This is a genomic window from Crocosphaera chwakensis CCY0110, assembly GCF_000169335.1.
Taxonomy (GTDB): Bacteria; Cyanobacteriota; Cyanobacteriia; order Cyanobacteriales; family Microcystaceae; genus Crocosphaera; species Crocosphaera chwakensis.
Genome location: NZ_AAXW01000013.1, coordinates 82058 through 105657 on the forward strand (window position 1 = coordinate 82058; position 23600 = coordinate 105657).

Genomic DNA, 23600 nt, shown 5'->3' on the forward strand with positions numbered 1-23600 from the left:
GGCTTGGGACAACAATAGTTTCATTATTAATTAATAATTGAGGTAGTTTTAAGAATGTGGACACGATTCAAGTGGTGGGGAGCAACGATAAAGAACAATAAGTTGTTAGTAATGGGCGCGATCGCTACTCCAGTCTTACTCTCGATGGTGTGGGGGATTAAGCTAATCTGGGATCATAGACTTGAGCTAGATGATGATCGTTTATCCCATAATGAAAGAGGCACTCTTGCTCACCAACAGGGAGAATCTCCCATCGGTAATCTTGGGATAATCGCAACAGGTGTGGCTGGACTCTTCGTGTTACTTAATCTCCGCTTTGCCTCCAGGGATGCAGAGATAGCCGACCTTAGCGGTGCTGATCTTAACTGTGCCGACCTCAAAGATAGCAATCTTAGTAAAGCTGACCTTAGTGGTGCTGACCTTAACTGTGCTAACCTTAGCGGTGCTAATCTTAGATATGCTAACCTCAGATATGCGAATCTCAGTGGTGCTGACCTTAGCGGTGCCGACCTCAGCGATACCGACTTCACATATGCCAATCTCAATAGTGCGAGTCTCAGATATACGAATCTCAGTGGTGCCGACCTGAGATATGCTAACCTTAGTAATGCTGATATCAACTGTGCTTTACTTAGTGGTGCCAACTTGAGTGATGCTAACCTTAGCGGTGCTTTACTATTTTTTCTCAATTTACGAGAGGTTGAAAATCTTGAACCGCCTCAACTAGAAGCCAAACCTTCGCCTTTTTTGTGTCATGTTGCCCTGCCTCCTTATTCACAAAAACTTGATCTAGATCCTAATCGTGACTGTCATCTCATTCCCCAACTTTTGAGCGCACCGCGGACTCGAAGAGGAACGAAGTCTAGCGGTGCGCTTCGAGATCGCTATGACATTTCACTCAAAGAGGCTCAAGAAATCCTTAATGAAGTCCGACGACACCAATGGGACTAGCTTGTTGCCAAAACTTTCAACTAATTACCTACAATATAAAATGCCTGTTGATTGTAAAAACTCCTTGAGAATTAGAAGACCTTGATCTTGCTTTACGGACTTTTTTATCAGCTTTCATTCTCTGTGTATCTCATCTTAACGTATGGTATGTGAACAGTTTATACTAGATTAAGAGAGAATAGTTAATTGTACTAAACCCGTTTAAATAATAAAATGTTAGGCAACTTTCAACAAAGTCAATTACGTATTGCGGTTCCTGGAGATCATGATCTGATTCGGGATAGTTTATTAAATAGTAATCATTTAAAAAAATGGTTAATTCCTCAGACATTATCCTCTGATGTTCCTGATAAGTTAATTACCGGTTCAAAGTTTAGTAGTAAACTCGGATTAGTTACTATTGAACATCATGTAGAGATTGCTGATGATAACTGTTTACGGATGATTTTAAAGCAAGGAATCGATGGTTATCACGAATGGTTATGGGGTGATGGTTGGGTACAATCTCGGTTAGAAGGAATTTCCTTATTACCGCTTAACTTAGGTCAAACTTTTAGCTTATTAAAGTTAAGATTGTTTTTGATAAGTCAGACAAAAAATGAGGATAAAAAACGAGTCTTTTTCTAATGTATCTTAAGCGAATAAAGTACCCCCATAACCTCAATAAGATCATGGGGGATAGTATCAATACAACCGTTACCAAGTGGTTGAAATAATTAAAGACTTCTTTCTTCAATTACCTTATCAATCAGGCCATATTCTTTTGCTTCTTCAGCAGACATAAAATAATCTCGGTCGGTATCTTTTTCAATCTTTTCGAGAGTTTGTCCACACTGATTAGCTAACAGTTGATTTAACTGGGAACGAATGCGTAAAATTTCGTTCGCTTCGATTTCAATATCGCTTGCTTGTCGTCTTCCGGTTCCTCCCATGGGTTGGTGAATCATAATTCTAGCGTGGGGTAAGGCCAGACGCTTTCCGGGGGTTCCTGCGGCCAATAAAAATGACCCCATCGACGCAGCTAAACCAACACAAATGGTAATTACTTCGGACTTAATATACTGCATCGTATCATAAATGGCCATACCTGCAGTGACAGAACCCCCAGGGGAGTTAATGTAGAGATAAATAGGTTTACTGGGATCTTCAGAATCAAGATATAACAGTAAAGCAACAATACGGTTAGCGATACCATCAGTTACTTCTTGACCGAGGAAAATAATTCTTTCTTGGCCTAAACGAGTATAGATATCAATCCATCGTTCGTATTGACTACCAGGAAGACGATAAGGAACACTAGGAACACCAATAGGCATAAGCTTAACTCAAAGTAAAGGTAAACAGTAAATTAACCAACAGGATTTAAGGGTTTAGGTAATTCTTTGGTACTTTCTAAAACACGATCAATTAACCCGTATTCTTTAGCTTTTTCGGGGGTTAAATAGAAAGTGCGATCAATATCTTTAGCGATTTTTTCAGGGGTTTGCCCGGTATTTTGGGACAAGATTTGTAACATCGTTTGCTTATTATGCAAAACCTCTTTAGCACGAATTTGAATATCCGTTGCTTGACCTCTTGCTCCGGAACGGTTTTGATTGAGAACGATGGTAGCATGGGGGAGACTGGCACGACAGCCTTTTGTCCCTGCTGAGAGAATCATGGCCGCCGTTCCCATCGCTTGGCCGATACAAATGGTATGGATAGGAGGTTTAACATAATTCATGGTATCGCAGATGGCAAAGGCTTCGGTTTCAAAACCAATCGCATCACCTGTGTACCAAGAGGTTCCGGTGGAGTTGATGTAGAAAAAGATGGGTTTATCAGGGTTATCAAACTGTAAATAGAGTAATTGAGCAATAATCAGTTGAGTAACATCAATACCCACTTGTTGCTTAATTTCATCAGAAGAAAATAGAGGTAACCCTAAATAGATGATACGCTCTTTGAGTAGTAAGGATTCTAAATCTGGTGGGGGAGTGCGAAAATTAGAATCCCCGTAATAACCAGCTTGAACAGCTTTAATCTCCATTGGTCGGTTGTTTTGTCTAGATGGATGGTGAGCAATAATTGCTCTGACTTTGATTTTAACGAATTATCGTAGGCATTCTCCAAAAAAAAAGCTGCTCAATGACCTATTTTTGTGATCAAGAGCAGATATTTAGAGACGGAAAATCTTTGTTTTTAGAAATTTGCGAGTAATAAAGATTCAGTATCAGGGAGTTTCTAGGTTTCTTGGGCGAAGGATCATCTGTTATTCTGAAAGGATAATATGGTTAGTATCAGATATTAAAAAAGTTTGACGTATCCGAGCTAATTGCGATTGCTTTTACTCATGTCTTAATTTTCATCGATTTGATTCAATGATGCAATAATAACCATCACTTGGTGAATGTGATGTGTCTCACCCTATGTTCTAGAAAAAAATTGGGGGAGGTTCTTATGGTAAGAGTTCCTCCCCTCAACGCTTGAACAGGTGCCGAGTTAAATTGACTGCAAGGATTTCTCCTTTGTTCCCAGCTTTTTTATTCAGTTCTGTGTTAGCTCAATCAAGCTATCAGTGAAGCCATTGATTTAGTCACTAATGAAGACATAATTGGCTGGTTTACCCACTGCTGCTACTATCTTTGTGACCTACTTACACTGTATTAATTAATTTTTACCGGCGACTCTTGCCAGATTTGATAGAGAAGGGATTCTAAGCGATCGCTTAAACGACAGACAAATAATCCTTCTTCGCTGGCCACATCTGATCCTAACCAAGTGCCTTCTAACACAACTTCCATTGCTTCTTCATCACAACGATTAAGTTCTACAATTTCCCCTGTAAATTCGTTCACATCTTCTAATAGTTGATTCACATAAGGTAAGTCTAAAGAAATTAAAAAAGAAGCACTACTCGGTTCAACACAAAGACTGGTGCCGGATCGTAAGGCTAAAAGGACACGGGTTGTCACCCAAGCTTCTAAGGATACTTCAAGATGATCAATATAAAATCCATTATGGGTATAAGTTAGTTTTAACATCGTCTTTTGTCGCTTTGAAAATGGCAGAAATCATTGATGTGAGTCGATAAGTAAGAGAACAACAATAATAGATCAATATCGTCCCCATTAACTTTGGTTTTTCTAATCAAAACCCCCACTTTCTACTAGGTAGGAAAGCGGGGGTTAGACAAACCTTGAGGAGTTAGGTATTTATCTAGGGATAGGGAAGATTTGCCTTCGCCACCCGCTTTTGAGGGTTAGGGATGTTCTACTCTCTTGGAATCGATTATCGCCTGAGAGGGGATAATTTGGGTGAGATGGGTTTCCTACTACAAAATTAAAGACTGTTGCTTGTTTCGTCGAGAATTTACTTTCTATTTCTAGGCCCTTTTCTTCCATTACCCCAGTTTTCCAGCGTTGGCAAACACCGAGGATGAATAGGAATAAGTTGGGACAAGAAAAAAGTAACATGAACGTTTTCAATCGTGTTAAAAGAGACTTTTTCATACTACACTGATATTACTGAAATGTCTACTTTTTCATGAGGAAAAAAATTATGAAAACCCTTCCCCGTACTTCAACCACCGAAATGGAAGTTACCAGCATCCGTTTAGAAAAAACCCTCAAAGATAAGCTAAAAGAGCTTTCTGGCAATCAAGGCTATCAAGCACTAATCAGGGACATTCTTTGGAACTATGTGCAGCAAAAATCAGGGGACTATCGACCACAATTTTCGACGGTAGATATTCGTGCCACCATTGAATCAGTCGCTAGAAAAGATGAAAGTTGTGTATTAACCGGAAAACTAATCCAAGCAGGACAACCGATGTTATTAGGATTAACCATTTATGGCGATTTTGTCCCACTGAGTCTAGAGAGTATAGATAAAGTTGTAAACAGTTAACAGTGACCAGTGATCAGTGACTCGTTACCCATCACTGATCACCCATAAAATAGCAATTAATCCTTACAGTAAGTTAAAATCAACGAAAGTGTGTTATTGATCACATTTTTATTTTTTATTTTAATTCAAGACTTATGGCAGGCAACTCCTCACGGAACTCTATCCCCTTTGAACCCCGTCAGAAAAAAAAGAAGAAAGAAAAAAAAGCTCCAGCAACTAACACAAGCTCGGTTAAAAACCCCGAAAAACAGAAAAAACGCTCTAATGATGCCAGTCTTAGCGCAATTCCTGACAGCGTTAGTAAAAGAATGATTAAACGCATGGCTATTTTTTCAGGTATTCCCACGGGACTAGGAATGTCTTCATTTTTTGTCTTTTATTGGATAGTCAGTCATGACTGGTTAGATATTCCCACTGCTGCCGTTGGTGCCGTCAGTTTAGGACTGTTTGGGTTAGGGGTATTAGGACTAAGTTATGGCATTTTTTCCTCTTCTTGGGATGAACACCGTGCTGGTGGTTGGTGGGGATGGCAAGAATTTACCCAAAATTTGGGTCGTACCATTCAAGCATGGCGTAGTGCTAGACAAGAAGCGAGAAATGATTAGTTAAAAAAGAAAGTGAATTTTTATGGTGTTTTGACAGCATGGAATCGGAGTCTGACATAATCAGCTACCCACCCGTCTTTTTCTGTGTAGAGAATCGGTTTAACTAATTGTTCGGTTTGAGTCAAAAAAACCGTTTCCATGTCTGTTGGCATCCCTGAAACAATATGGTTAGCAAAAATCTTGAGCCATTCTTTCACCCCAGTTTTTAGTGGGGTTGGACGGGGAATTAAGGAAATATCAATGACATCAAACCCATTATTTTCCAAGTGATTCTTGTATTCGTCAGCTTTTGGGAAAAACCAAGGATTTGTGAATTGGCCCATACTTTTATTTTGGCTAACCACAGTTTCCATCCCTTTGATGAGTGTGGCAATATTCCCATAGCCACCAAATTCCCCAACAAATCTGCCTTTTGGTTTAAGGGAGGCAAAAACCCCTTTGATGACAGAATCATAATCTGTAATCCAATGAAGCACAGCATTGGAAAATACCGCATCAAAGGTATTTTTGTATGTTATCGAGTCTGCACTCATAACGACGGCATTAAGTCCCTTTTCCTGAGTCGCTTGTACCATACTTGGACTAGAATCGATGCCAATAACTTCTCTCGCTACCGATGCTATTTTCTCGGTCAGCGTTCCATTTCCACATCCAAGGTCTAGTATAGATTCATCTGGTTGAGGATTCAGTAAGCTTAGCACCGATGAGCCTAACTCTGCTACAAAAGAGGCATTTTCTTGATATTCTTGAGGGTTCCATGTTTGTTTATTCATCGAACTACTTATTTTAGAAAGAAATTTAGCTAAATATAAATTTCATTATAGTTGCGATGAGATACCTATAAAAACCTAGGAATACATACACAATTCACCCATATCCTGAAATTCTTTCTCTAATAGACTAATTAACCATTGATCTCCTTTAAGTTGTGCTTTTTTCAGCCGTCGTTCTAAGTTTCGACAAACATTTTGTAAATGAGTTTTTGACACTTCATTCACCCTCAATGTTTCAGGGGATTTTATAGAAAGTGAACAAACTTGATCCTCTGATGGTTGATTAATTATTGCTTGAGACTCAACAGGATAATGAGTTAGGGTGTCTTGTGTTGATAAAGGGCAAACACGAGGTCTAATATGTCGAGGATATTCGTATTTCCATTTTTGTCTATGATGTCTTTGGATTACGGTTCCATAACCCATATCTAAAGCATTAGGCTGCTCATCCCCTATAAAACGACGTTCTGAAAATTTCATATCTACTGTTCCTAAAAAAGTTAAGTTAAACCGACATCAAAAGACTTAAAGTAAAAAAGCTAATTTTGTACATAATGGACACCACGATAGGTCATCTGTTTGATGCCATGACCATGACGAGGCTTCGCATAAGGGTGATTTTTCCAATGAACACCGCGATAAGTTCCTTCAACCTCTGTATTACTGGTTTCTATGGTCATAGGGTCATGATTATAGCTGATTCCACGAAATGACAGTTTCATAATTTATTTTCCTCCGATTACTGTTCCCTGATCTCTCCCTAATTTAATGGGAAGATTGAGAACTTTTGAAATACTTTCTGTATCTATTGTTACATTTTTATCCTAAAAATGTCAGGACTTCATAAAAATTTAACTAGAGATCACCCTGTTTTTCAGGGGATTAATGGTTGATACTAGAAGTGATCAGCTATCTTGAACTCAAGCTGAGATCAAGTTTCTATGGTTTCGATCGCAAGTGAACTGCTCGTTATCTTTCTGTTAGTCTTGTGTAACGCTATTTTCGCCCTGGCGGAGATAGCCCTAGTCTCTTCTCGAAAAATTCGTTTAGAACAAATGAGTCTTCAAGGCGATCGCAGAGCAAAAATTGCTCTAGAATTAGCCAATGACCCTAACCAGATTTTATCGACGGTACAAATTGGTATTACCCTGATCGGCATTTTGGCAGGGGTGTATGGAGGGGCGAACCTCTCAGCACATCTGACGGTTATTTTACAGCGTGTTCCTGGCTTAATGGTTCACAGTGAAGCCATTGCCATCACCCTTGTGGTTCTCTGTTTAACTTATTTATCCTTAGTCATTGGGGAGTTAGTTCCTAAACGTTTGGCTTTAAGTGATCCTGAAGGAATTGCTACCTTAATGGCCATTCCTTTACTATGTGTTGCTCGTTTCGTTTCCCCCATCGTTAATTTATTAGGGGCTTCTACAGACTTTATTTTATCTTTCTTGGGCATTACTACGACTATCACTGAACCTCCCGTGACTCAAGAAGAAATTAAAGTCATGTTGAAACAGGGAAAAGAAGCAGGAATGTTTGAAGAAGTCGAACAGGATATGGTAGAAAGGGTTTTGCAATTGGGCGATCGCAGAGTTAGCAGTTTAATGACAACTCGGCCTGAAATTGTTTGGTTAAATTTAGAAGATTCTGCTGAGATTAATCGTCATAAAATTGTCCATAGTACCCATACTCGTTTTCCTGTGTGTCAAGGCAGTTTAGAAGAGGTTTTAGGTATTGTTCAGGTCACTAATTTATTGTCTGGTTGTTTATCTTGTCAACAGTTTGATTTAACGGCATCCTTGGGACAACCTTTATTCGTTCCTGATAGCACCCTAGGATTAAAAGTCTTACAATTATTTCAACAAACGGGAAATCATATTGCTTTAGTGGTGGATGAATATGGAATTATTCAAGGATTAGTGACCATTAATGATATTTTAAAAGCGATTGTCGGTGATATTCCTCGCATTGATCAAACGATTATTCCTTCTATTGTGCGTCGAGAGGATGGCTCTTGGCTAATGGATGGAACGGTAGGAGTCGATGAGTTTAAAAAGGTCTTTCGACTCAATATGATTCCTGGAGAAAAACACGGTAACTTCCATACTTTAGGAGGTTTTGTGATTACTTATTTAGGTAAAATTCCGAAAGCAGCCGATAGCTTTAATTGGAAAGGTTTAAAATTTGAAGTGATGGATATGGATGGAAATCGGGTGGACAAAGTGTTAGTGATGCCTATTAGTCAACCTTTATTAAATCAAACCACTAATGATATTTATTAATTATTAATTAATTGGTCACTACTAAACTTCATGGGTCATCAAAATATTCAGCATTTTTTCTCCTAATAAGTCGGGATGTTCTACCATAGACAAATGACCACAATTAAGAACATCAATGACATTTTGACCTTGATATTTGAAGAGTTCATGAAAACTGGCCAAATAACGAACATATTGGGGTTCCATTACTGTATCTTTGTCCCCTGAAAAGAAATAAACTGGTTGAGCAAGACGGGAGACAATTTGAGGTAATAAATGAACTTCACTTTCTGTTGTAGAATCTAATAATGAGCTTAAGGCTGCTTCTGAATTTGCCCTTATTAAATCAATAACTCGTTGCTTACCCCATTGTCGATCAATCGGTTTGGCAACCATCATTCTAGAAAAGAGAATATCGATTAAAGGAACCCGACACAACCACGGAGGACGATATTTAACTAATTGTTGTCCAGCGAGACGAAATCGCTCAAATTCTTCTTTTAAATAAATACCTCCTCCAGCATTTAAGCAAACAACCCCTTGTATTTTTTCAGGACACAGATCAGCAGTCCATAAGGCAATACTGCCTCCCAGAGAATGGCCAATTAACCAGCCTCGTTGAATGTTTAATTTTTCTAGTAAAATAATTAAATCTTGAGCATAGGCTTCTAAAGTGTAGGGAGATGAGCTATTATATTTTTCTAATGAAAAATTATTTAAGGGTTGAGAGTCTCCGAATCCTTTGAGATCGTAGGTCAAACAAGGATAATCGGGGGATAATTTATTGATTAAGGGTAGCCAATATTGACGGCTTAGGAGCCAGCCATGAATAAAAATTAATACAGGGGTTGACGGGTTAGTAGAGGGAGAGGTTAACTCGTAAGCATGAGGTACTCCCGATATATCGATGGTTGGCATGAATTATCTTACCCTATCAAAAAGCCGTGATAATGGTTTCGGTTAAACCTATTCGATAATGATTACCTTATTTTATTATAAATTAAAAGGCTCTCTTCGACTCAATTTTCTTTTTACGAGGATTAATGAAAAAAATTCTGATTCTATTTATTAAAGGTTATCGTACTTTTATTTCTCCTTTATTTCCTCCTAGTTGTCGTTTTCGTCCAACTTGTTCTCAATATACCTTAGAAGCGATTGAAAAATTTGGTGCTGTACAGGGTAGTTGGTTAGGTTTAAAAAGAATTTTACGTTGCCATCCGTTTCATCCTGGCGGTTATGATCCAGTTCCTCCTGTGACAAAAAAATGATTATTTAATAGAAAGTTTCTCTTAATAGAAAAAAGATTAACTCTAAAGTGTTGGATTTTTAGAAATTTTTAGATTAATAAATGAAAGGATTAAAATGATCAAAAATAAAATCAAGCCAATAGTACAAGCATAATTAATATCTAAATCTTCAAACGCTCTTTCATAAACATAATATACAATGGTTTTCGAGCGATTTAAAGGACCTCCTTGAGTCATAATATAGACTTCTTCAAACACTTTAGTTGCAGCAATAGAAGAAATGACAGCAACTAATAATAAATAAGGACGCATCAAAGGAATTGTAATGTCCCAATGTTTACGCCAACCATCCGAGCCATCAATGGCTGCTGCTTCATATAATTCTCCAGGAATAGCCTGTAATCCTGCTAAATAAATGACCATATAATAACCCAATCCTTTCCAAATGGTCACTAACATAACACTCCATAGTGCTAGTTGGGGACTAGTTAACCAAGGAATTCCCTCACTGAATCCTAATTGTTGTAAGATTTGGTTAAATAAACCATTAGAACTATATAAAGCTTTCCAAGCAATTCCAGCAACAACCATAGAAATAACAACAGGAACATAAAATGCTAAGCGAAACCAACTAATCCCTTTTAGTTTATTGTTTACTAAAATAGCTAGCAATAAAGGCAAAATAACTAATAAAGGAACAACTCCAATTAAGTATAAAATTGTATTAGTTAAGGTTAACCAAAATACTGAATCTTGAAGTAATCTTTTGAAATTTTCTAACCCTACCCATTCCGGCGATTGAGTGATGTCATAATTATATTGGGTAAAGCTTAAGGAAAATGCTTGAATGGCAGGAATAAAAACAGTAATGAGTAGTAATAATAAAGCAGGTAATAAAAATAAATAGGGAACAAAATTAAAGGGTTGAGTTGTATTCTTATTTAAAGAGATTTTCATTAAGTTTGATCTTCTTCATTATAAATTGTAGAAAATAATAACATAAATAAGCTTTAACTCCTCTCCCTGCTCCGGTCTCCCTGCTCCCCCGCTTAACTTAACCAGTAACATTTATTTTTGTCCAAATACTTTGGTGAGTCTCAGTTTATAATTGTCGGTAAATTATTAAGCTTTAATTATGAACTGGTGGCAAAAACTTAAAGAGAATCCTTTAGCCCGTTTTGGGGCAATATTGCTGATAATTTTCTATGTAACCGTAATTGCTGCTGATTTTGTCGCACCTTACGACCCATACTCATCTCAGGCTGATGGCTCGCTTCTTCCCCCGACAAATATCTATTTTACAAATCAAGAAGGTCAGTTTGTCAGTCCTCATGTATATCCTACGACTCAAAGTCCTACGGATCTTGAGACAGGAAAACGGAGTTTAAACGTCAATTTTGACGAACCTTCACCCATTAGCTTATTTGCCAAGGGATATACCTATCAATTATTGCAAATTCGTCTCCCTTTACCACCTTCTTTTGAAGAGGTAGAATTGTTTTCCGGTATTCCTATGAACCGTCATCTTTTTGGTACTGTCGGTCCGGCTCATTTGAATCTTTTGGGAACGGATGAACAAGGACGGGATCAGTTCAGTCGTTTACTATTTGGCGGAAGAATCAGCTTATTTATCGGTATTGTGGGTATTATTATTTCTTTCCCCTTGGGCATGATAGTGGGAGGCATTTCTGGCTATTTTGGGGGCTGGATAGATGCTTTTTTAATGCGCTTGGTAGAAGTTTTGATGACCATTCCTGGGATTTATTTATTAGTGGCTCTAGCTGCTGTCCTTCCCCCCAGTTTAACTAGCGCACAACGGTTTTTATTGATTGTTTTAATTACTTCTTTTATTAGTTGGTCAGGACTGGCTAGGGTTATCCGTGGTCAAGTTCTGTCCCTCAAAGAACAAGAGTTTGTTCAAGCAGCTAAGGCTATGGGGGCAACGCCTTGGCGTATTATTGTCCGTCATGTACTTCCCCAAACAGCAACCTATATTATTATCTCGGCAACTTTAGCTATTCCTGGTTTTATTGTCGCTGAATCTGTTTTAAGTCTAATCGGTTTAGGAATTCAACAACCTGACCCAAGTTGGGGTAATTTGCTGTCTGTTTCTACCAATGCTTCTATCCTAGTGCTTCAGCCCTGGTTAATTTGGCCGCCGGCTTTGATGATTATCTTGACAGTTCTCTGCTTTAACTTACTTGGCGATGGGTTACGGGATGCCCTCGATCCTCGCAGTCTTGAATAATTTGTTCATTTTGTATATTTTTGTTAACTTCGTACTAGGGCGAAAAAGTCTCCCTTGACTTTTTTCCAAAGGTTAAGGGAAACTTACAATAACTTAAAGTAGACTACTGATTAAATGTTAACTTTTGCTAAAATTTGATTAATAATGCTACGGTTAATCAAGATTGATATCTTGAGAAAAATGGGCAAAATTAATCCTTTTTTGGAGCAATACAGTCCTTATCACCCTTATAAACTTTTATTCTAGAATCAACCATGAACATGGAAACCCTAGAATTCATTATCTACCCTGATGGCCGTGTCAAAGAAACAGTGACAGGTATAATGGGTTCCTCTTGTCAAGAGGTAACAGCAGCGATCGAAGCGCAACTAGGAAAAGTCCTTTCTAATGAAAAGACTTCTCAATACTATAATCAACCCGTTACTCAATCCACAAAAGCAACTAATCAAGCCTCTTTCAGCGATTGGTAATAGGTTCAACTCCCTTGTTTTTTTCACCCTTTGTAACGTTTAAAATCCACAAGAATATGTCACATTTTAGTAATATTAAGACCCAAATTCGTAACTTGACCTCCCTCAAAGCAGCTCTCAATGACATGGGTATCGACTGGAAAGAAGGACCTCATACCGTTAGAGGCTATAAAGGCCAAACCCGCACCGCAGAAGTTGTAGTAGAACAAGATAACGACTATGACATTGGTTTTAGCTGGAACGGTAACGAATATGAACTAATTGCTGATTTGCAATATTGGCAGCAACCCCTATCCGTTGAAGGATTTTTGCAAAAAGTAACTCAAGGATATGCACTGCATACCATCCTCGATGAGTCTAATAAACAAGGGTTCCAAGTTGCCCAACAACAAAAGAACGAAGATGGTTCTATCCGCCTTGTTGTCCAACGCTGGAGTGCGTAATGACTGATTTTTCCCCAACCCCCGATCGCTCTGGGTTAGAACCAGAACTAGGGGGTGTTTTTCGAGATGCCCCTGACAGAAATGGTTATGAGCCAGAATTAGGGGGCGAACTACGCCAAAAAGGAGTTTACGTCGACGAAATTACCTGTATTGGCTGTAAACACTGCGCCCATGTCGCACCCAATACCTTTTATATTGAGTCAGATTATGGGCGATCGCGGGTTTACAATCAAGACGGAGACGAAGAGGATACTATCCAAGAAGCAATGGATACTTGTCCTGTAGATTGTATCCACTGGGTTGATTATACCGAGCTAAAAGAACTTGAAGAAGTTCGTCAACATCAACAAGTTAAAGCCCTTGGTTTTCCTCAAGTTCATCATAATCCGAAAAGAAAGAGAAAACCTCCGAAAACAAATTGATGGGTTGTTGATGAATCATTCAAAACAATCTGTGAGGTGAGCAACTTTAGGAATTTTTATCAATATAAATTAATTATTGCTCACCTTATTTTTATTGAAAAATATGAATAATGGCTGGATTTATCGAGAACAAATTAAGCCTAAGAATGCTGGATTAACAGTATTAGAGTATTATACTCAGAACTATCATCATTCTAGTTCTCAGCAATGGTTAGAAAGAATTATATCGGGTCAAGTTCTTCTCAATAAGAAAGTCGTTACTCCTGAAACTATTTTACAAATAGGACAATGGTTAAGTTATCATCGTACCCCTTGGAAAGAACCAGACGTACCTTTAAATTTTGATATTATTTATGAGGATGATGATTTATTAGTTATAAATAAACCGTCTGGTCTTCCTGTGTTACCAGGAGGAGGATTTTTAGAACATACTTTATTATGGCAGTTAAAAAAACAATACCCTAAAGATAAAGTATTTCCTATTCATCGTTTAGGTAGAGGAACATCAGGATTAATGGTAATGGGAAAAAGTGCGATCGCCCGTTCTCAGTTAACCCAACAAATGCGAGAACATAAAATCACAAAAGTATATCGAACTTTAATTGGAAACAATAATCTACCTGATCACTTTAATATTGATCATCCCATTGGCAAAATTTCTGATCCCGTTTTAGGTTATATTTATGGAGCAAAAGCTGATGGAAAATATGCTTATAGTGAGTGCCATATTTTAGAAAGATATTCCGATAAGACATTGGTAGAAGTTACTATATTAACCGGTCGTCCTCATCAAATTAGAATTCATCTAGCTACTATTGGCTATCCTTTACTGGGTGATCCTTTATATACTATTGGGGGAATTCCTAAAACGGGTTTTGAAGAGCAGAACGACACAATTAATGTTCCTGGAGATTGTGGTTATTTTCTCCATGCTTATCAACTTTCTTTTGTTCATCCAATTACGAATCAATCTTTTACCTTTATTTGCGAACAAGACTTTTAATAATTTATGCTTAAAAAAGATTAGGAGGCAGTTAGATAAGGATCATAACTACCTCCTGGTATTCGAGATAATATCAAGGTCAGAAATAATCAACTTCCTTCTTGTTGTAATTTTTGTCCAAGTCTAGGTTCAGTTCCTTGTAAAAGACGGATAATATTAGTCCGATGACGGAAGGTAACATACAGTCCAACAATTACCCCAAATAAACAATAGGGTAAAGGCTGATGTAACCCAAACATAAGAACATTAACTGCAATGACTCCTGTAATAGAACTCAAAGAGACAATGCGAGATAAGCTTAACATTCCTAAAAAGCTACCTAAAGTACCTAAAGCCACAATGGGGTTAAGGACTAATAAAACTCCTAAACTAGAGGCAACGGATTTTCCGCCAGTAAAGTTGAGGAAAATAGATTTACTGTGACCCAATACAGCAGCGATCGCTGCGAAAATCACTAACCAAGGTTTCCACTCTAAAGGAATTATTTCAGTAGATGCTACGAAAAACCAGAGTTTAACCAAAATAACAGCTAACATTGCCTTTGCTAAATCCACCGCTAAGACAAAAATAGCAGCTCGTTTACCGATGGTGCGTAAAATATTCGTCGCACCAGTCGACCCGGAACCATGTTGGCGAACATCAATCCCTTTGAGATGTAATCCGGTTAGGTATCCTGTGGGAATAGAACCCAGTAGATAGCCGATGATAATTAATAATGCGCTAATCAAAAAAGCCATAAGTCATAATTAAAATTGTAGGTGGTCAAAGATTTGGTGGTTCAATAGAGATAACTGCTCATTTGCTGTGGATCTGGAGCAAAAGCTAACCACAACGGAAATTGTAGCAGTGAAAGGCTTATTTGCTCTTCTGCTTCGTCAATGATGACTAAAGGAAGAAATTTATCCTCTACTAATCTTTCTGCTTTTTGAACCAAAGCATCGGGGGACTCAAATAATACGATTCCCCTTTCTGGACCGAAATCACCCCGAGAAATGCCTAAGCAGTCTTGAAGTCCTCGTCGCCATTCCCCCAGTCTTTCTGGGGTATTAGCCAAAATTAGAAAACGAGTGCGATCGCCATGTAGTTCATTGAGAACGGAAATCACCGCCGAAGCTACTAATATGTTTTGTAAGCGACTGCCCATAGACTTGATCGTACCCCTTCCCCCTTGAGAAAAGAACCATTTTTGCACTCTTTCTGCGTGGATGGGTTCAAAGGTTCGGCGTAACTGCCAAGGCGGTCCATAATAGTCAGGATTTCTGCGGTACTGCTCTAGAATTTGTTGAATTTTACGAGTTTGTTCCGCAAATTCTTGAGGCGCAAATTGAACGGTTGACCCACTAACTGGAGGAGGTGTTACGGGTTCTGAAGGTTGCTCCCAACTTTCTTGGGTTGGTAAATCCAACTGTTCAGCGGCCGCAGCGAGATCCTGTAAACTTCCTACCAGATAATCTTTAAATCCCTGTACCCTAATGGCTAAGTCTTGGGAAATTCCGGCGAAGGTTGTTTTCATTTCTTCACGAATCCTATCCCGACGACGTTCTAATTGTTCAACAGATAGTTCTAGGGTTTGCTTTTTTTGCTGAAGTTCTCTAAGTCCTTCGATAACCATTTTTTCTAAAGTTTCTTCTACTGCCTGTGTTTTTTCTGACAGTTTTTGAGCTTTTTTGGTTTCTAAGGCTTCAATTTCAGCGATTAAATCCTGTTTCTGTTGCTTTAATTGCTCAACCTCTTGGTTCAGTTCTTTTATGGTATTGTCTAAATCCATTGGTTTAGATGGTTCATCACTAGCGGATACGTCCTTATCTGATGAGTCAACGACTTGATTTTTTTCCCCCTGCGTCTCAGGAAGATTTAAAGGTTCTAACCCTTGTTCATCCTGAAAAGAAGTGTTCTCTTGAGGTACATTCGGGGTGATATTTGGGTTAGAAGATTGGGGAACGTCTGAGGTCATGGATTTAGAATAAGGGACAGGGTTCAAGATTTTAGATTCTGATTGAGTCATTAAGAGGCTTAGAAGATAAAGTTTTACAGACTCATGTAATTTACTTTTATAGGATGATTACTATTGAATAAACATAAGTTATTTTATGTTGTCTAAAATCACCCAATCTTTATATTTTACCTTCCGCCTATTTTTTCAACCAAAGGAAGTGAACTTACCAAAAGTTTATCGTTGAATCGGTATTTATTTCAACCCGCTCTCTTTCATTTTATCAAAATTACAGGATCGTTTCAAACAAGCATGAAGAGTTTGGGGATCAAAGATAATGGGGAGAAAGTGGATACTATTAACTTCTTTAAAATAAAATAAGATTGGTATAGGTTTCCAAAATATTTCCCAATTTTGCCATTCACTGTATGGGAAACTACGAATACGCTGATCAGATCGATAAATATCTAAAGCGGTTGGGGTAAATTGTAAGCGAATGGTAACCGTTTGTAGCAGTAAAAACAATCCAAATAATGCCAAGGGCAGACTAATCCAAGGTTGTATTAATAAAGTGGCGATCGCCATTAGGATCAAAATAATCGGAATGTTATAGCTTGGGGCTAGTTCTATGGTTTGTTGGTTGAGATTGGGAGGAGTTACAGAAGTCATAGAAAAGGCAGGAATCTGTATTGAGTAGAACAACTATGAGACAATGATAAAACAGATAGATTATAGGCAAATTAGCTCTCAGGATAACATCTATCTCCTAATTTATGGAACCGTTGTTGTCAAGTTTTTTTGAAAGTCCCATGCTTAAGTTGTTATTTTTGTCAACCCCTGTCGGGCCATTAGGATCAGGAATCGGTGGAGGCGTTGAATTGACCCTACTTAATCTCGCGCAAGAAATGAGTCAACGGGGACATCAAGTAACGGTTGTGGGACCAAAGGGTTCAAAAGTTCCCAATGTTTTTTGTCAAGAAATCTCAGGGAACTGGCAAGAGATGATCCAAAATAACCATCGAGATACCCCTATTCTTTTGCCTGAAAATTCTGTTTTAGGTAATATGTGGGACTACGCAAGAAAAGTCCAAGGTGACTATGATTTAATGGTTAATTTTGCCTTTGATTGGTTACCTTTTTATCTTACTCCTTTTTTCTATTGTCCTATTGCTCATTTTATCAGTATGGGGTCAATAACGGATGCGTTTGACGAGATTATGAACCGAGTTGCTGTAAAATATCCGAAAACCATCGGAGTTTACACTCATTCTCAAGCTGAGACTTTCCCTTTCAATAATATTTGTCGTGTCTTAGGTAGTGGATTAAATTTATCTTTATATAATTATTGCGATACTCCTGATCATTATTTAGCTTGGGTGGGAAGAATTGCGCCAGAAAAAGCCTTAGAAGATGCTATAGAAGCAGCAACAAGGGTTAATATTCCTCTAAAAATTTTTGGTAAGGTTACGGATGAGGAATACTGGCAAACCATTCGTCAAAATTATCCTGATGCACCTTATCAATATGAAGGCTTTTTTAATACCATAGAATTACAGGAAAAATTGAGTCAATGTAAGGCTTTGTTGATGACTCCACGATGGGTAGAAGCGTTTGGAAATGTTGCTATTGAAGCGTTAGCTTGTGGCGTTCCTGTAATTGCTTATCAACGGGGTGGACCAGCAGAAATTGTGCAAGATAAAAAGACGGGATTTTTAGTGGAACCGGATAATATTTCTGAGTTAGTTGATGCCATTAATCAGATTGATCAGATTGAGAGAAAGCAATGTCGTCACCAGGCCGAAGCAGACTATTCCCTAAAAGCATTAGGCGATCGCTTTGAACGTTGGTTTTATGAATTAGTTGAAATCCCTTGAGCAATTGTTGAGTTAGTAGAAACATTAGAAGCGTTTCTCGACCTAGCAAACGCGCTTATTATTTGAGAGGTCTGAGAGTTGCAACCATTATTCAATCAGCTTTTTGATTCCCTATGTTGGCCTGCCAGAAATTAATTAATACTTATTTAAGTTCATGGAAATGTCGCTGAAAATATTGTTGATATAAACGACAACTAATAGCAACTTTTTGACCTTGAAAATTAACTAAGCCCAAACTTTGTAACTTAATCGCTTGTACTACTTCTAGTTCAATAGGTTCAGGAGCAAAAATAACTTTTTCTAAAGCTTCTAATAAGCCAGAATTTTGTTGTTTCAAACCCCATAGTTGTCGCTGAAGATGATCCCGATAAATATTAGAAGAAGCATGGGGATCGGTCGTTAGTAAATCTTCTAAGGTAATATTTTGACGACAAATATGATAGAGTCCTAACTTTAATAAATAAGGATTACCGCCGACTAAATCTATAAATTGTTCTCCTTCTTTTAAGGACAAATTTATATTATACATTTTTCCTAACCCTTGAACTTCTTGAAGATTAAACCGAGGTAATTCAATTGGAATTCCTACATTAAAAGGAGATTGATTAACATTCAGAGGAATATAAACTTCAGAAGAATGAACTACAATTAAGCGTAATTTTTTCCAAATATCTCGATTTTTAGCTTCTTCGTGCCAAGCTCGCAATAAACCAAAAAAATTATCTGCCAAGTCAGGATATTGAAAAAGACGATCTACATCATCTAATCCTAAGACTAAAGGAGTGTTTAAAATGGATAGAATATGTTCTTCAAAATAAATTTTGCAACTAATTTTACTACCAAATATATCGTCCCAAGCGTCCGTTATTTTATTCTCCAGCTTTAAATTTAAAGTAATATAAGCACAGAACCATTGTAAAAATCGATCTAAGTCTTGAAATAATTTTGTATCTGCTAATTGGAAACTTAAAGAAACAGCAGCACAATTATTATTACTCCCATGATTAATTATTCTAGCAAGTAGAGAACTTTTCCCCATGCGTCTCGATGCTTTAAGTCGAATTAAAGCTCCTGGTTTTAAAATAGCTTGATAACAGTCTGATTCAATGGACGATCGCTCCAGATAAAATGGAGAATCAAGAGGAACTTGTCCTTCAGGTAATTCAGGTCCACAACTTAATGAATTAAAAGTATCTTCTGAAGAATATATTTCTGGATAATGAAAATCTTCCTCACATAGATTTAGTTGAAACGCTCTAAAACAATATTTAAGGGTTTGTTTATCAACTCTTGACTCACAAGCAAACACTTTCATTAGGGTATCCATCGCTAACCCTGTTTTTTCACTCAATGCTTCTAACGTATAGCGATTTCCTTTATTTTCTGTATATTCGGCTTCTGTTTTAGCTTTTTGCAGTTTTTCTAACCCTTTGTCCGTTAGAACGACTCCACGTCGTCGTCTTTGTTTTTTCGACATAATTGTGAATAAAATTGAGAGGGACGGCTGTTCATCGTTAAGAGTTTACCTAATTTTAACATCCTTGTCTCCTCAACTTTTCAATATTTAATTGAATTATGCTGTTTTGACAAAACGAATAATTTCTCTAACTTGATGAAGAAAATTACTATCTTCAGTTAATTGAGAAATAGCTTTTCTTGCTTCTTTAGAAATTTCTTCATGTTCTAAGGAATTTTTTGCTTCTAATTTGTCTAATTGCAGTGCAATTTTGATAACGTCTTGACGTGTTCTATCCCAGTTTTTTTCTTGTTGATTAATCCAAGAATTAGGATTGTCAGCATTTAATTTATCATTTAAAGCGTTAACGGTTTTTTCTAGTAAATTAAAGCGATTCCTTAGTTCTAAAATATCTTCACGAGGATATTTAATTTCTTTGCGAATACTCGATAAACGATAAGCTAAATATTGATAGCCTCGAATCGCGGGGCGTAATGCTGTTAATAATAATGTAGCAAAAGAACTCACATATCCCACAGAACTAATCCCTAGTGCAGCTAGTTCGTAAAGTCCTAAAGCAGAGAGAAAATGAAGGGCGATCGCAACTAATAAAGCACCTCGACTGACAGTTTTAACATAATTTAATTGTTTACTATCGACACTAATCCCTTTATCTTGAGAACTTGCTGCTTCTGCGGCCACTTCTTTGGCATCAAAATAAACATTCCAAGGAACCGTTACAATGGCTAATAACCACCAAAAACTAGCCACTCCAATGACCCAATCTATAAAGTTACCAGTGGGAATGTGTAGCCATTGTAGAAGAAAAAAAGCCACTAAAACTAAAAAGCCTAACCCAAAACTAAACCCAAAATACCAATAATAACCGTAAGTATTTCTCATAATTAATTCACTAATACTTAATTCTAGTTTTGCACTAGATTCAGCAATTTAGTTTAGGGTTTGTGACGCTTTCTAAATTGTTCTATAAATCCGATTTTTAACTAAATTATATTAATTCAGTGATTACCTTGCCTTGAATTTCTTGGCATAACCAGGGAGTATTATAATTTAAACATTGAAGTGTAGATGAAGTTACTGTCCAAGTTTCTTTAGGATCAAAAACAATTAATTCTAAAGGATGACCAGCTTTAATGGGATTAACAATTTCTCCCATACATTTTCTAGGGTTACTACTTAAGGCTTTCCATAACTTTAAAGCAGATAATGTTTTTGTTTCTACTAAGGTTTGCCACAATAAAGGTAAGACTAATTCTAATCCGATCGCTCCTGGAGGAGACTCAGCAAAAGGAACGGTTTTTTCTTCATAAGTATAGCCATGATGATCAACAGCGATCGCATCAATGATTCCTTGAGAAATGCCTTCAATTAAAGCTAAGCGATCATCTGGGTTCCCTAACGGTGGATCTATGTGTAAATTGGGGTTATAACTGGCAATATTTGTGCTATCAAGTAATAGGTGCATCCAGGTGGTACTAGCAGTGATAGGAATACCCCTTGCTTTTCCCCAGGCGATTAATTCTACAGCGCGACGAGTGGAAATTCGCATTAGATGTACAGGGGTTTGTATGGATGCCACCATTTCTAAAATAGTCGCCACTGCAGTCGCTTCTGTTATAGAAGGGTTTCCTGTGAGTCCATAGGTTGTGGAAAAATACCCTTCTCGCATCACCCCATTGCCTTTAAGAGAAGGAAACTCAGCTACTATTGCTAAAGGCTTTTTTAGGGGTTTCAGGTATTCTAAAACTCGTCTGAGTAACCCTAAATTTTCAATTCCTTGATTGTCTGTAAAACCAATAACTCCTCCTCTAGCTAATTCGGCAAATTCGGTCATTTGTTGGCCTTTTTGTTGATGGGTTAAGGTTGCCCAAAAATCAAAGGTTACTGATGGAATAGACTGGGTTTGCTGTTTTAAGTGGCTAAGAGTTGCTAAATTGTCTATGGGGGGTGTAGTGTCAGGAAGAATAGCCACACGGGTAAATCCCCCAGCTACAGCAGCAGCAGCTAAACTGTTAAGGGTTTCTCTGTCTTCATAACCAGGTTCTCCACTATAACTATACAAATCCATTAATCCTGGAGCAAGAATTAAGCCTTTTCCCTCAATAATTTTCGTTTCTGGAGGAATACTATCAAGATGGGTATCTATGGCTTGAATGATACCTGAACCTAATAAGACATCATTAATAATGCTAGTATTGGCTACAGGATCTAAGACTTGAATTTGTCGCAGTAATGTATGAGAAGAATTTGTCATAGAACAATTACAAAAAGCAGAGATTCATCTATCCTCACTGATTTTATATTGTCTGGTTCGCTACTTTTCCTATTTTGATATCTGTAAATAGAAAAATAAAACAAAATCTTGTGTTTCATATCATGACTAGCTAAAAGATTGTTTTTCTCTGGAGTGATCCCTGTCTAGAATATATCTAAAATGTCTATGGATTAGAAATCAGAGGGGACGATGTTAACGGTCATTATTACAAAGTCAGTATTTTCCAGAGATCAATCTTGCTGATGTGGTAGCACAATGTTGGGAAATTGCCTACCAACGCAATACCAGTGCAGCCATTCGCCATCTGAAGCAATGGTTAGAAGAGTAGAATCTAAAATCTAATCGAGTCATTTTATATCATCTGAGTTGGGAACAATTTAAGTGAAACTCTTACAAAATAACTATTATCGTCTTCTTTCAAATTGAGATCGATTTCTCACCACCGATGACTGATTAATATAGAATAATTGAGGGTTACTATGGCAAGCATTGTCTCTCAATTGTCCAAGTCTATCAATATCGAGTATGCAGGGTTTACTAAAACGCTTCTGGCAGTGGATACAACAATTTTTTGCACAGGTCTTTGGTTCATCTTCTCCTTTAGGTCAAGATGAAAAAAACGCCTTGAAACAACCCCTCAGCGACACAGATTATGAATTTCTGTTTAGTCAACTCCTAGATGGAGTCGCCCACGGATGGCACGAAGGCCGTATTCTCAAATATTTTGAAGATTTGGGAGAAAGAGGAAAAGCTAAATTATGGGTGGCTTGGTTAGAACGGTTCGGAGAAAAAGCCCTCTCTTCGGCCGCCCCAAACTTACAACTGGCTGCGAGAATGATGCGCTTAGGAGAATTAGCCCAGTCCTTTCAAAAAATAGAACCCATTGGACAAGCGGCCTACGACATCGGCAGAAAACTCTACACGAGAGAGGCAGATAGTGCTGTCTGGGAATATGTCGGTCCAGATACAACTACGAAACCAACAGATGTCTTGCAAACAGAGATTAAACCTCCTACCATCGAAGACAGTTTAGGAGATAATCCTCCTCCTATGCCACCCTCCCAACCCCCTCCAACAGAAACCCTCACCATTGACCAACTACTCGGCAGACTACAACAAGATCCCGAACTGGTAAGCCAACTTTCTGAACAATTGGGCATTGATTCTAGTGATCCTCAAACTCTAGTAGATGCTTTAGTTAGTCAATTTGAAGCTCAACAACCGCCCCCAACTGCTCAACCGTCCACCGAGCAACCTTCCCCTGAAACCGTTCAAAATTACTTTAATCAAGGGGTTGAACAAGCCAACTTAGGGGACTTAGAAGCAGCGATCGCTCTTTGGGATCAAGCCTTAGCCATTGATCCAAATTTTGCTCCAGCTTGGCATAATCGAGGGAGTGCTTTAGGAACCATCGGACAATTAGAAGAAGCGATCGCCAGTTTTGATCGGGCTTTAGCTATTAATGGTCAAGATGCAGAAGCCCTTAATGCCAAAGGACAAGTTCTCTACAGTTTACAGCAATGGCCAGAGGCGATCGCCTGTTGGGATCAAGTCCTTGCCATTCAACCTAACTATTACCAAGCTTGGTACAATCGGGGAAGTGCTTTAGAACTGTTGGGACAGCCATCAGAAGCCATCGAAAGCTATCAAAAAGCGGTTGAAATCGAGCCGACTTTTGAATTAGCCCAAAATCGCCTCCAGGCATTATCCCAAGAATAATCCCTCTTAACTCC

27 protein-coding genes are annotated in these 23600 nt (G+C 38.0%); 13 read left to right on the plus strand and 14 right to left on the minus strand.

Annotated features, from left to right (window positions below):
• Positions 1-54 precede the first annotated feature (54 nt).
• A complete protein-coding gene (locus CY0110_RS10405) occupies positions 55-951 on the plus strand; it encodes a pentapeptide repeat-containing protein (protein ID WP_008275376.1) in 897 nt (298 codons plus the stop codon).
• Between the two features lie 213 nt (positions 952-1164).
• Positions 1165-1578 carry a hypothetical protein gene (locus CY0110_RS10410; protein ID WP_008275377.1) on the plus strand — a complete coding sequence of 138 codons (414 nt, stop codon included), beginning with the start codon at positions 1165-1167 and terminating at the stop codon, positions 1576-1578.
• Between the two features lie 89 nt (positions 1579-1667).
• Here the strand turns inward: CY0110_RS10410 and CY0110_RS10415 are convergent, their stop codons facing one another.
• The 3 genes from CY0110_RS10415 to CY0110_RS10425 form a co-directional block, all read right to left on the minus strand.
• Positions 1668-2267, minus strand: coding sequence for an ATP-dependent Clp protease proteolytic subunit (locus tag CY0110_RS10415; protein WP_008275378.1), 600 nt, complete (start codon positions 2265-2267; stop codon positions 1668-1670).
• Between the two features lie 32 nt (positions 2268-2299).
• Positions 2300-2980, minus strand: a complete 681-nt coding sequence (locus CY0110_RS10420) for an ATP-dependent Clp protease proteolytic subunit (RefSeq protein WP_008275379.1) — start codon at positions 2978-2980, stop codon at positions 2300-2302.
• Positions 2981-3596: 616 nt separating this feature from the next.
• The gene (locus CY0110_RS10425; protein WP_008275380.1) at positions 3597-3974 is read right to left on the minus strand and encodes an alr0857 family protein; all 378 of its coding nucleotides are present in this window, start codon (positions 3972-3974) and stop codon (positions 3597-3599) included.
• Between the two features lie 517 nt (positions 3975-4491).
• Here CY0110_RS10425 and CY0110_RS10430 point away from each other — a divergent pair.
• Together CY0110_RS10430 and CY0110_RS10435 are read left to right on the plus strand one after the other, a co-directional pair.
• A complete protein-coding gene (locus tag CY0110_RS10430) occupies positions 4492-4839 on the plus strand; it encodes a ribbon-helix-helix domain-containing protein (protein WP_008275381.1) in 348 nt (115 codons plus the stop codon).
• Between the two features lie 134 nt (positions 4840-4973).
• Positions 4974-5444: a PAM68 family protein gene (locus CY0110_RS10435; RefSeq protein WP_008275382.1), complete on the plus strand. Its 471-nt coding sequence runs from the start codon at positions 4974-4976 to the stop codon at positions 5442-5444.
• Between the two features lie 20 nt (positions 5445-5464).
• On the opposite strand, the gene CY0110_RS10440 is transcribed toward CY0110_RS10435, so the two are convergent.
• From CY0110_RS10440 to CY0110_RS10450, 3 genes are all read right to left on the minus strand, one after another.
• Entirely contained in the window at positions 5465-6217 is a 753-nt protein-coding gene (locus tag CY0110_RS10440) for a class I SAM-dependent methyltransferase (protein WP_008275383.1), read from the minus strand.
• 75 nt (positions 6218-6292) lie between these two features.
• Entirely contained in the window at positions 6293-6697 is a 405-nt protein-coding gene (locus CY0110_RS10445; RefSeq protein WP_008275384.1) for a hypothetical protein, read from the minus strand.
• Between the two features lie 59 nt (positions 6698-6756).
• Positions 6757-6939 (minus strand): DUF4278 domain-containing protein, encoded by a 183-nt coding sequence (locus CY0110_RS10450; RefSeq protein WP_008275385.1) that lies wholly within the window; start codon positions 6937-6939, stop codon positions 6757-6759.
• A gap of 219 nt (positions 6940-7158) precedes the next feature.
• Here CY0110_RS10450 and CY0110_RS10455 point away from each other — a divergent pair, with 219 nt between their 5' ends.
• A complete protein-coding gene (locus CY0110_RS10455; RefSeq protein WP_008275386.1) occupies positions 7159-8496 on the plus strand; it encodes a hemolysin family protein in 1338 nt (445 codons plus the stop codon).
• A 21-nt stretch (positions 8497-8517) separates the two neighbouring features.
• On the opposite strand, the gene CY0110_RS10460 is transcribed toward CY0110_RS10455, so the two are convergent.
• Positions 8518-9393, minus strand: coding sequence for an alpha/beta fold hydrolase (locus CY0110_RS10460; RefSeq protein WP_008275387.1), 876 nt, complete (start codon positions 9391-9393; stop codon positions 8518-8520).
• Positions 9394-9518: 125 nt separating this feature from the next.
• Between CY0110_RS10460 and yidD the strand changes: the two genes are divergently transcribed.
• Positions 9519-9743: a membrane protein insertion efficiency factor YidD gene (yidD, locus tag CY0110_RS10465; protein WP_008275388.1), complete on the plus strand. Its 225-nt coding sequence runs from the start codon at positions 9519-9521 to the stop codon at positions 9741-9743.
• A 42-nt stretch (positions 9744-9785) separates the two neighbouring features.
• On the opposite strand, the gene CY0110_RS10470 is transcribed toward yidD, so the two are convergent.
• A complete protein-coding gene (locus CY0110_RS10470) occupies positions 9786-10679 on the minus strand; it encodes a carbohydrate ABC transporter permease (RefSeq protein ID WP_008275389.1) in 894 nt (297 codons plus the stop codon).
• 178 nt (positions 10680-10857) lie between these two features.
• Here CY0110_RS10470 and CY0110_RS10475 point away from each other — a divergent pair, with 178 nt between their 5' ends.
• From CY0110_RS10475 to CY0110_RS10495, 5 genes are all read left to right on the plus strand, one after another.
• Positions 10858-11970 carry an ABC transporter permease gene (locus tag CY0110_RS10475; RefSeq protein ID WP_008275390.1) on the plus strand — a complete coding sequence of 371 codons (1113 nt, stop codon included), beginning with the start codon at positions 10858-10860 and terminating at the stop codon, positions 11968-11970.
• Between the two features lie 254 nt (positions 11971-12224).
• Entirely contained in the window at positions 12225-12440 is a 216-nt protein-coding gene (locus CY0110_RS10480) for a DUF2997 domain-containing protein (protein WP_008275391.1), read from the plus strand.
• Between the two features lie 56 nt (positions 12441-12496).
• Positions 12497-12883 carry a DUF1257 domain-containing protein gene (locus tag CY0110_RS10485; RefSeq protein ID WP_008275392.1) on the plus strand — a complete coding sequence of 129 codons (387 nt, stop codon included), beginning with the start codon at positions 12497-12499 and terminating at the stop codon, positions 12881-12883.
• A complete protein-coding gene (locus tag CY0110_RS10490) occupies positions 12883-13305 on the plus strand; it encodes a ferredoxin (RefSeq protein ID WP_008275393.1) in 423 nt (140 codons plus the stop codon). The genes CY0110_RS10485 and CY0110_RS10490 overlap by 1 nt, the downstream gene beginning before the upstream one ends.
• A 103-nt stretch (positions 13306-13408) precedes the next feature.
• Positions 13409-14308, plus strand: a complete 900-nt coding sequence (locus CY0110_RS10495) for an RluA family pseudouridine synthase (RefSeq protein WP_008275394.1) — start codon at positions 13409-13411, stop codon at positions 14306-14308.
• A gap of 89 nt (positions 14309-14397) precedes the next feature.
• On the opposite strand, the gene plsY is transcribed toward CY0110_RS10495, so the two are convergent.
• From plsY to CY0110_RS10510, 3 genes are all read right to left on the minus strand, one after another.
• Entirely contained in the window at positions 14398-15045 is a 648-nt protein-coding gene (gene plsY / locus CY0110_RS10500) for a glycerol-3-phosphate 1-O-acyltransferase PlsY (protein WP_008275395.1), read from the minus strand.
• A gap of 41 nt (positions 15046-15086) precedes the next feature.
• The gene (locus CY0110_RS10505) at positions 15087-16262 is read right to left on the minus strand and encodes a DUF3086 domain-containing protein (protein ID WP_035799115.1); all 1176 of its coding nucleotides are present in this window, start codon (positions 16260-16262) and stop codon (positions 15087-15089) included.
• A gap of 234 nt (positions 16263-16496) precedes the next feature.
• Positions 16497-16910 carry a DUF3119 family protein gene (locus tag CY0110_RS10510; RefSeq protein WP_008275397.1) on the minus strand — a complete coding sequence of 138 codons (414 nt, stop codon included), beginning with the start codon at positions 16908-16910 and terminating at the stop codon, positions 16497-16499.
• A 140-nt stretch (positions 16911-17050) separates the two neighbouring features.
• On the opposite strand from CY0110_RS10510, the gene CY0110_RS10515 reads away from it, so the two are divergent.
• On the plus strand, positions 17051-18115 hold the full coding sequence (locus CY0110_RS10515; protein WP_198139138.1) for a glycosyltransferase family 4 protein: 1065 nt from the start codon (positions 17051-17053) through the stop codon (positions 18113-18115).
• Positions 18116-18257: 142 nt separating this feature from the next.
• On the opposite strand, the gene CY0110_RS10520 is transcribed toward CY0110_RS10515, so the two are convergent.
• The 3 genes from CY0110_RS10520 to CY0110_RS10530 all read right to left on the minus strand — a co-directional run bounded on the left by CY0110_RS10520 (position 18258) and on the right by CY0110_RS10530 (position 21846).
• The gene (locus tag CY0110_RS10520; RefSeq protein ID WP_008275399.1) at positions 18258-19592 is read right to left on the minus strand and encodes an AAA-like domain-containing protein; all 1335 of its coding nucleotides are present in this window, start codon (positions 19590-19592) and stop codon (positions 18258-18260) included.
• A gap of 96 nt (positions 19593-19688) precedes the next feature.
• Complete coding sequence (locus CY0110_RS10525; RefSeq protein ID WP_008275400.1) at positions 19689-20474, minus strand: hypothetical protein; 786 nt, start codon at positions 20472-20474, stop codon at positions 19689-19691.
• A gap of 106 nt (positions 20475-20580) precedes the next feature.
• Positions 20581-21846, minus strand: a complete 1266-nt coding sequence (locus CY0110_RS10530; protein ID WP_008275401.1) for a dihydroorotase — start codon at positions 21844-21846, stop codon at positions 20581-20583.
• Positions 21847-22392: 546 nt separating this feature from the next.
• Between CY0110_RS10530 and CY0110_RS10535 the strand changes: the two genes are divergently transcribed.
• On the plus strand, positions 22393-23586 hold the full coding sequence (locus tag CY0110_RS10535) for a tetratricopeptide repeat protein (RefSeq protein WP_008275403.1): 1194 nt from the start codon (positions 22393-22395) through the stop codon (positions 23584-23586).
• Positions 23587-23600: the final 14 nt, after the last annotated feature.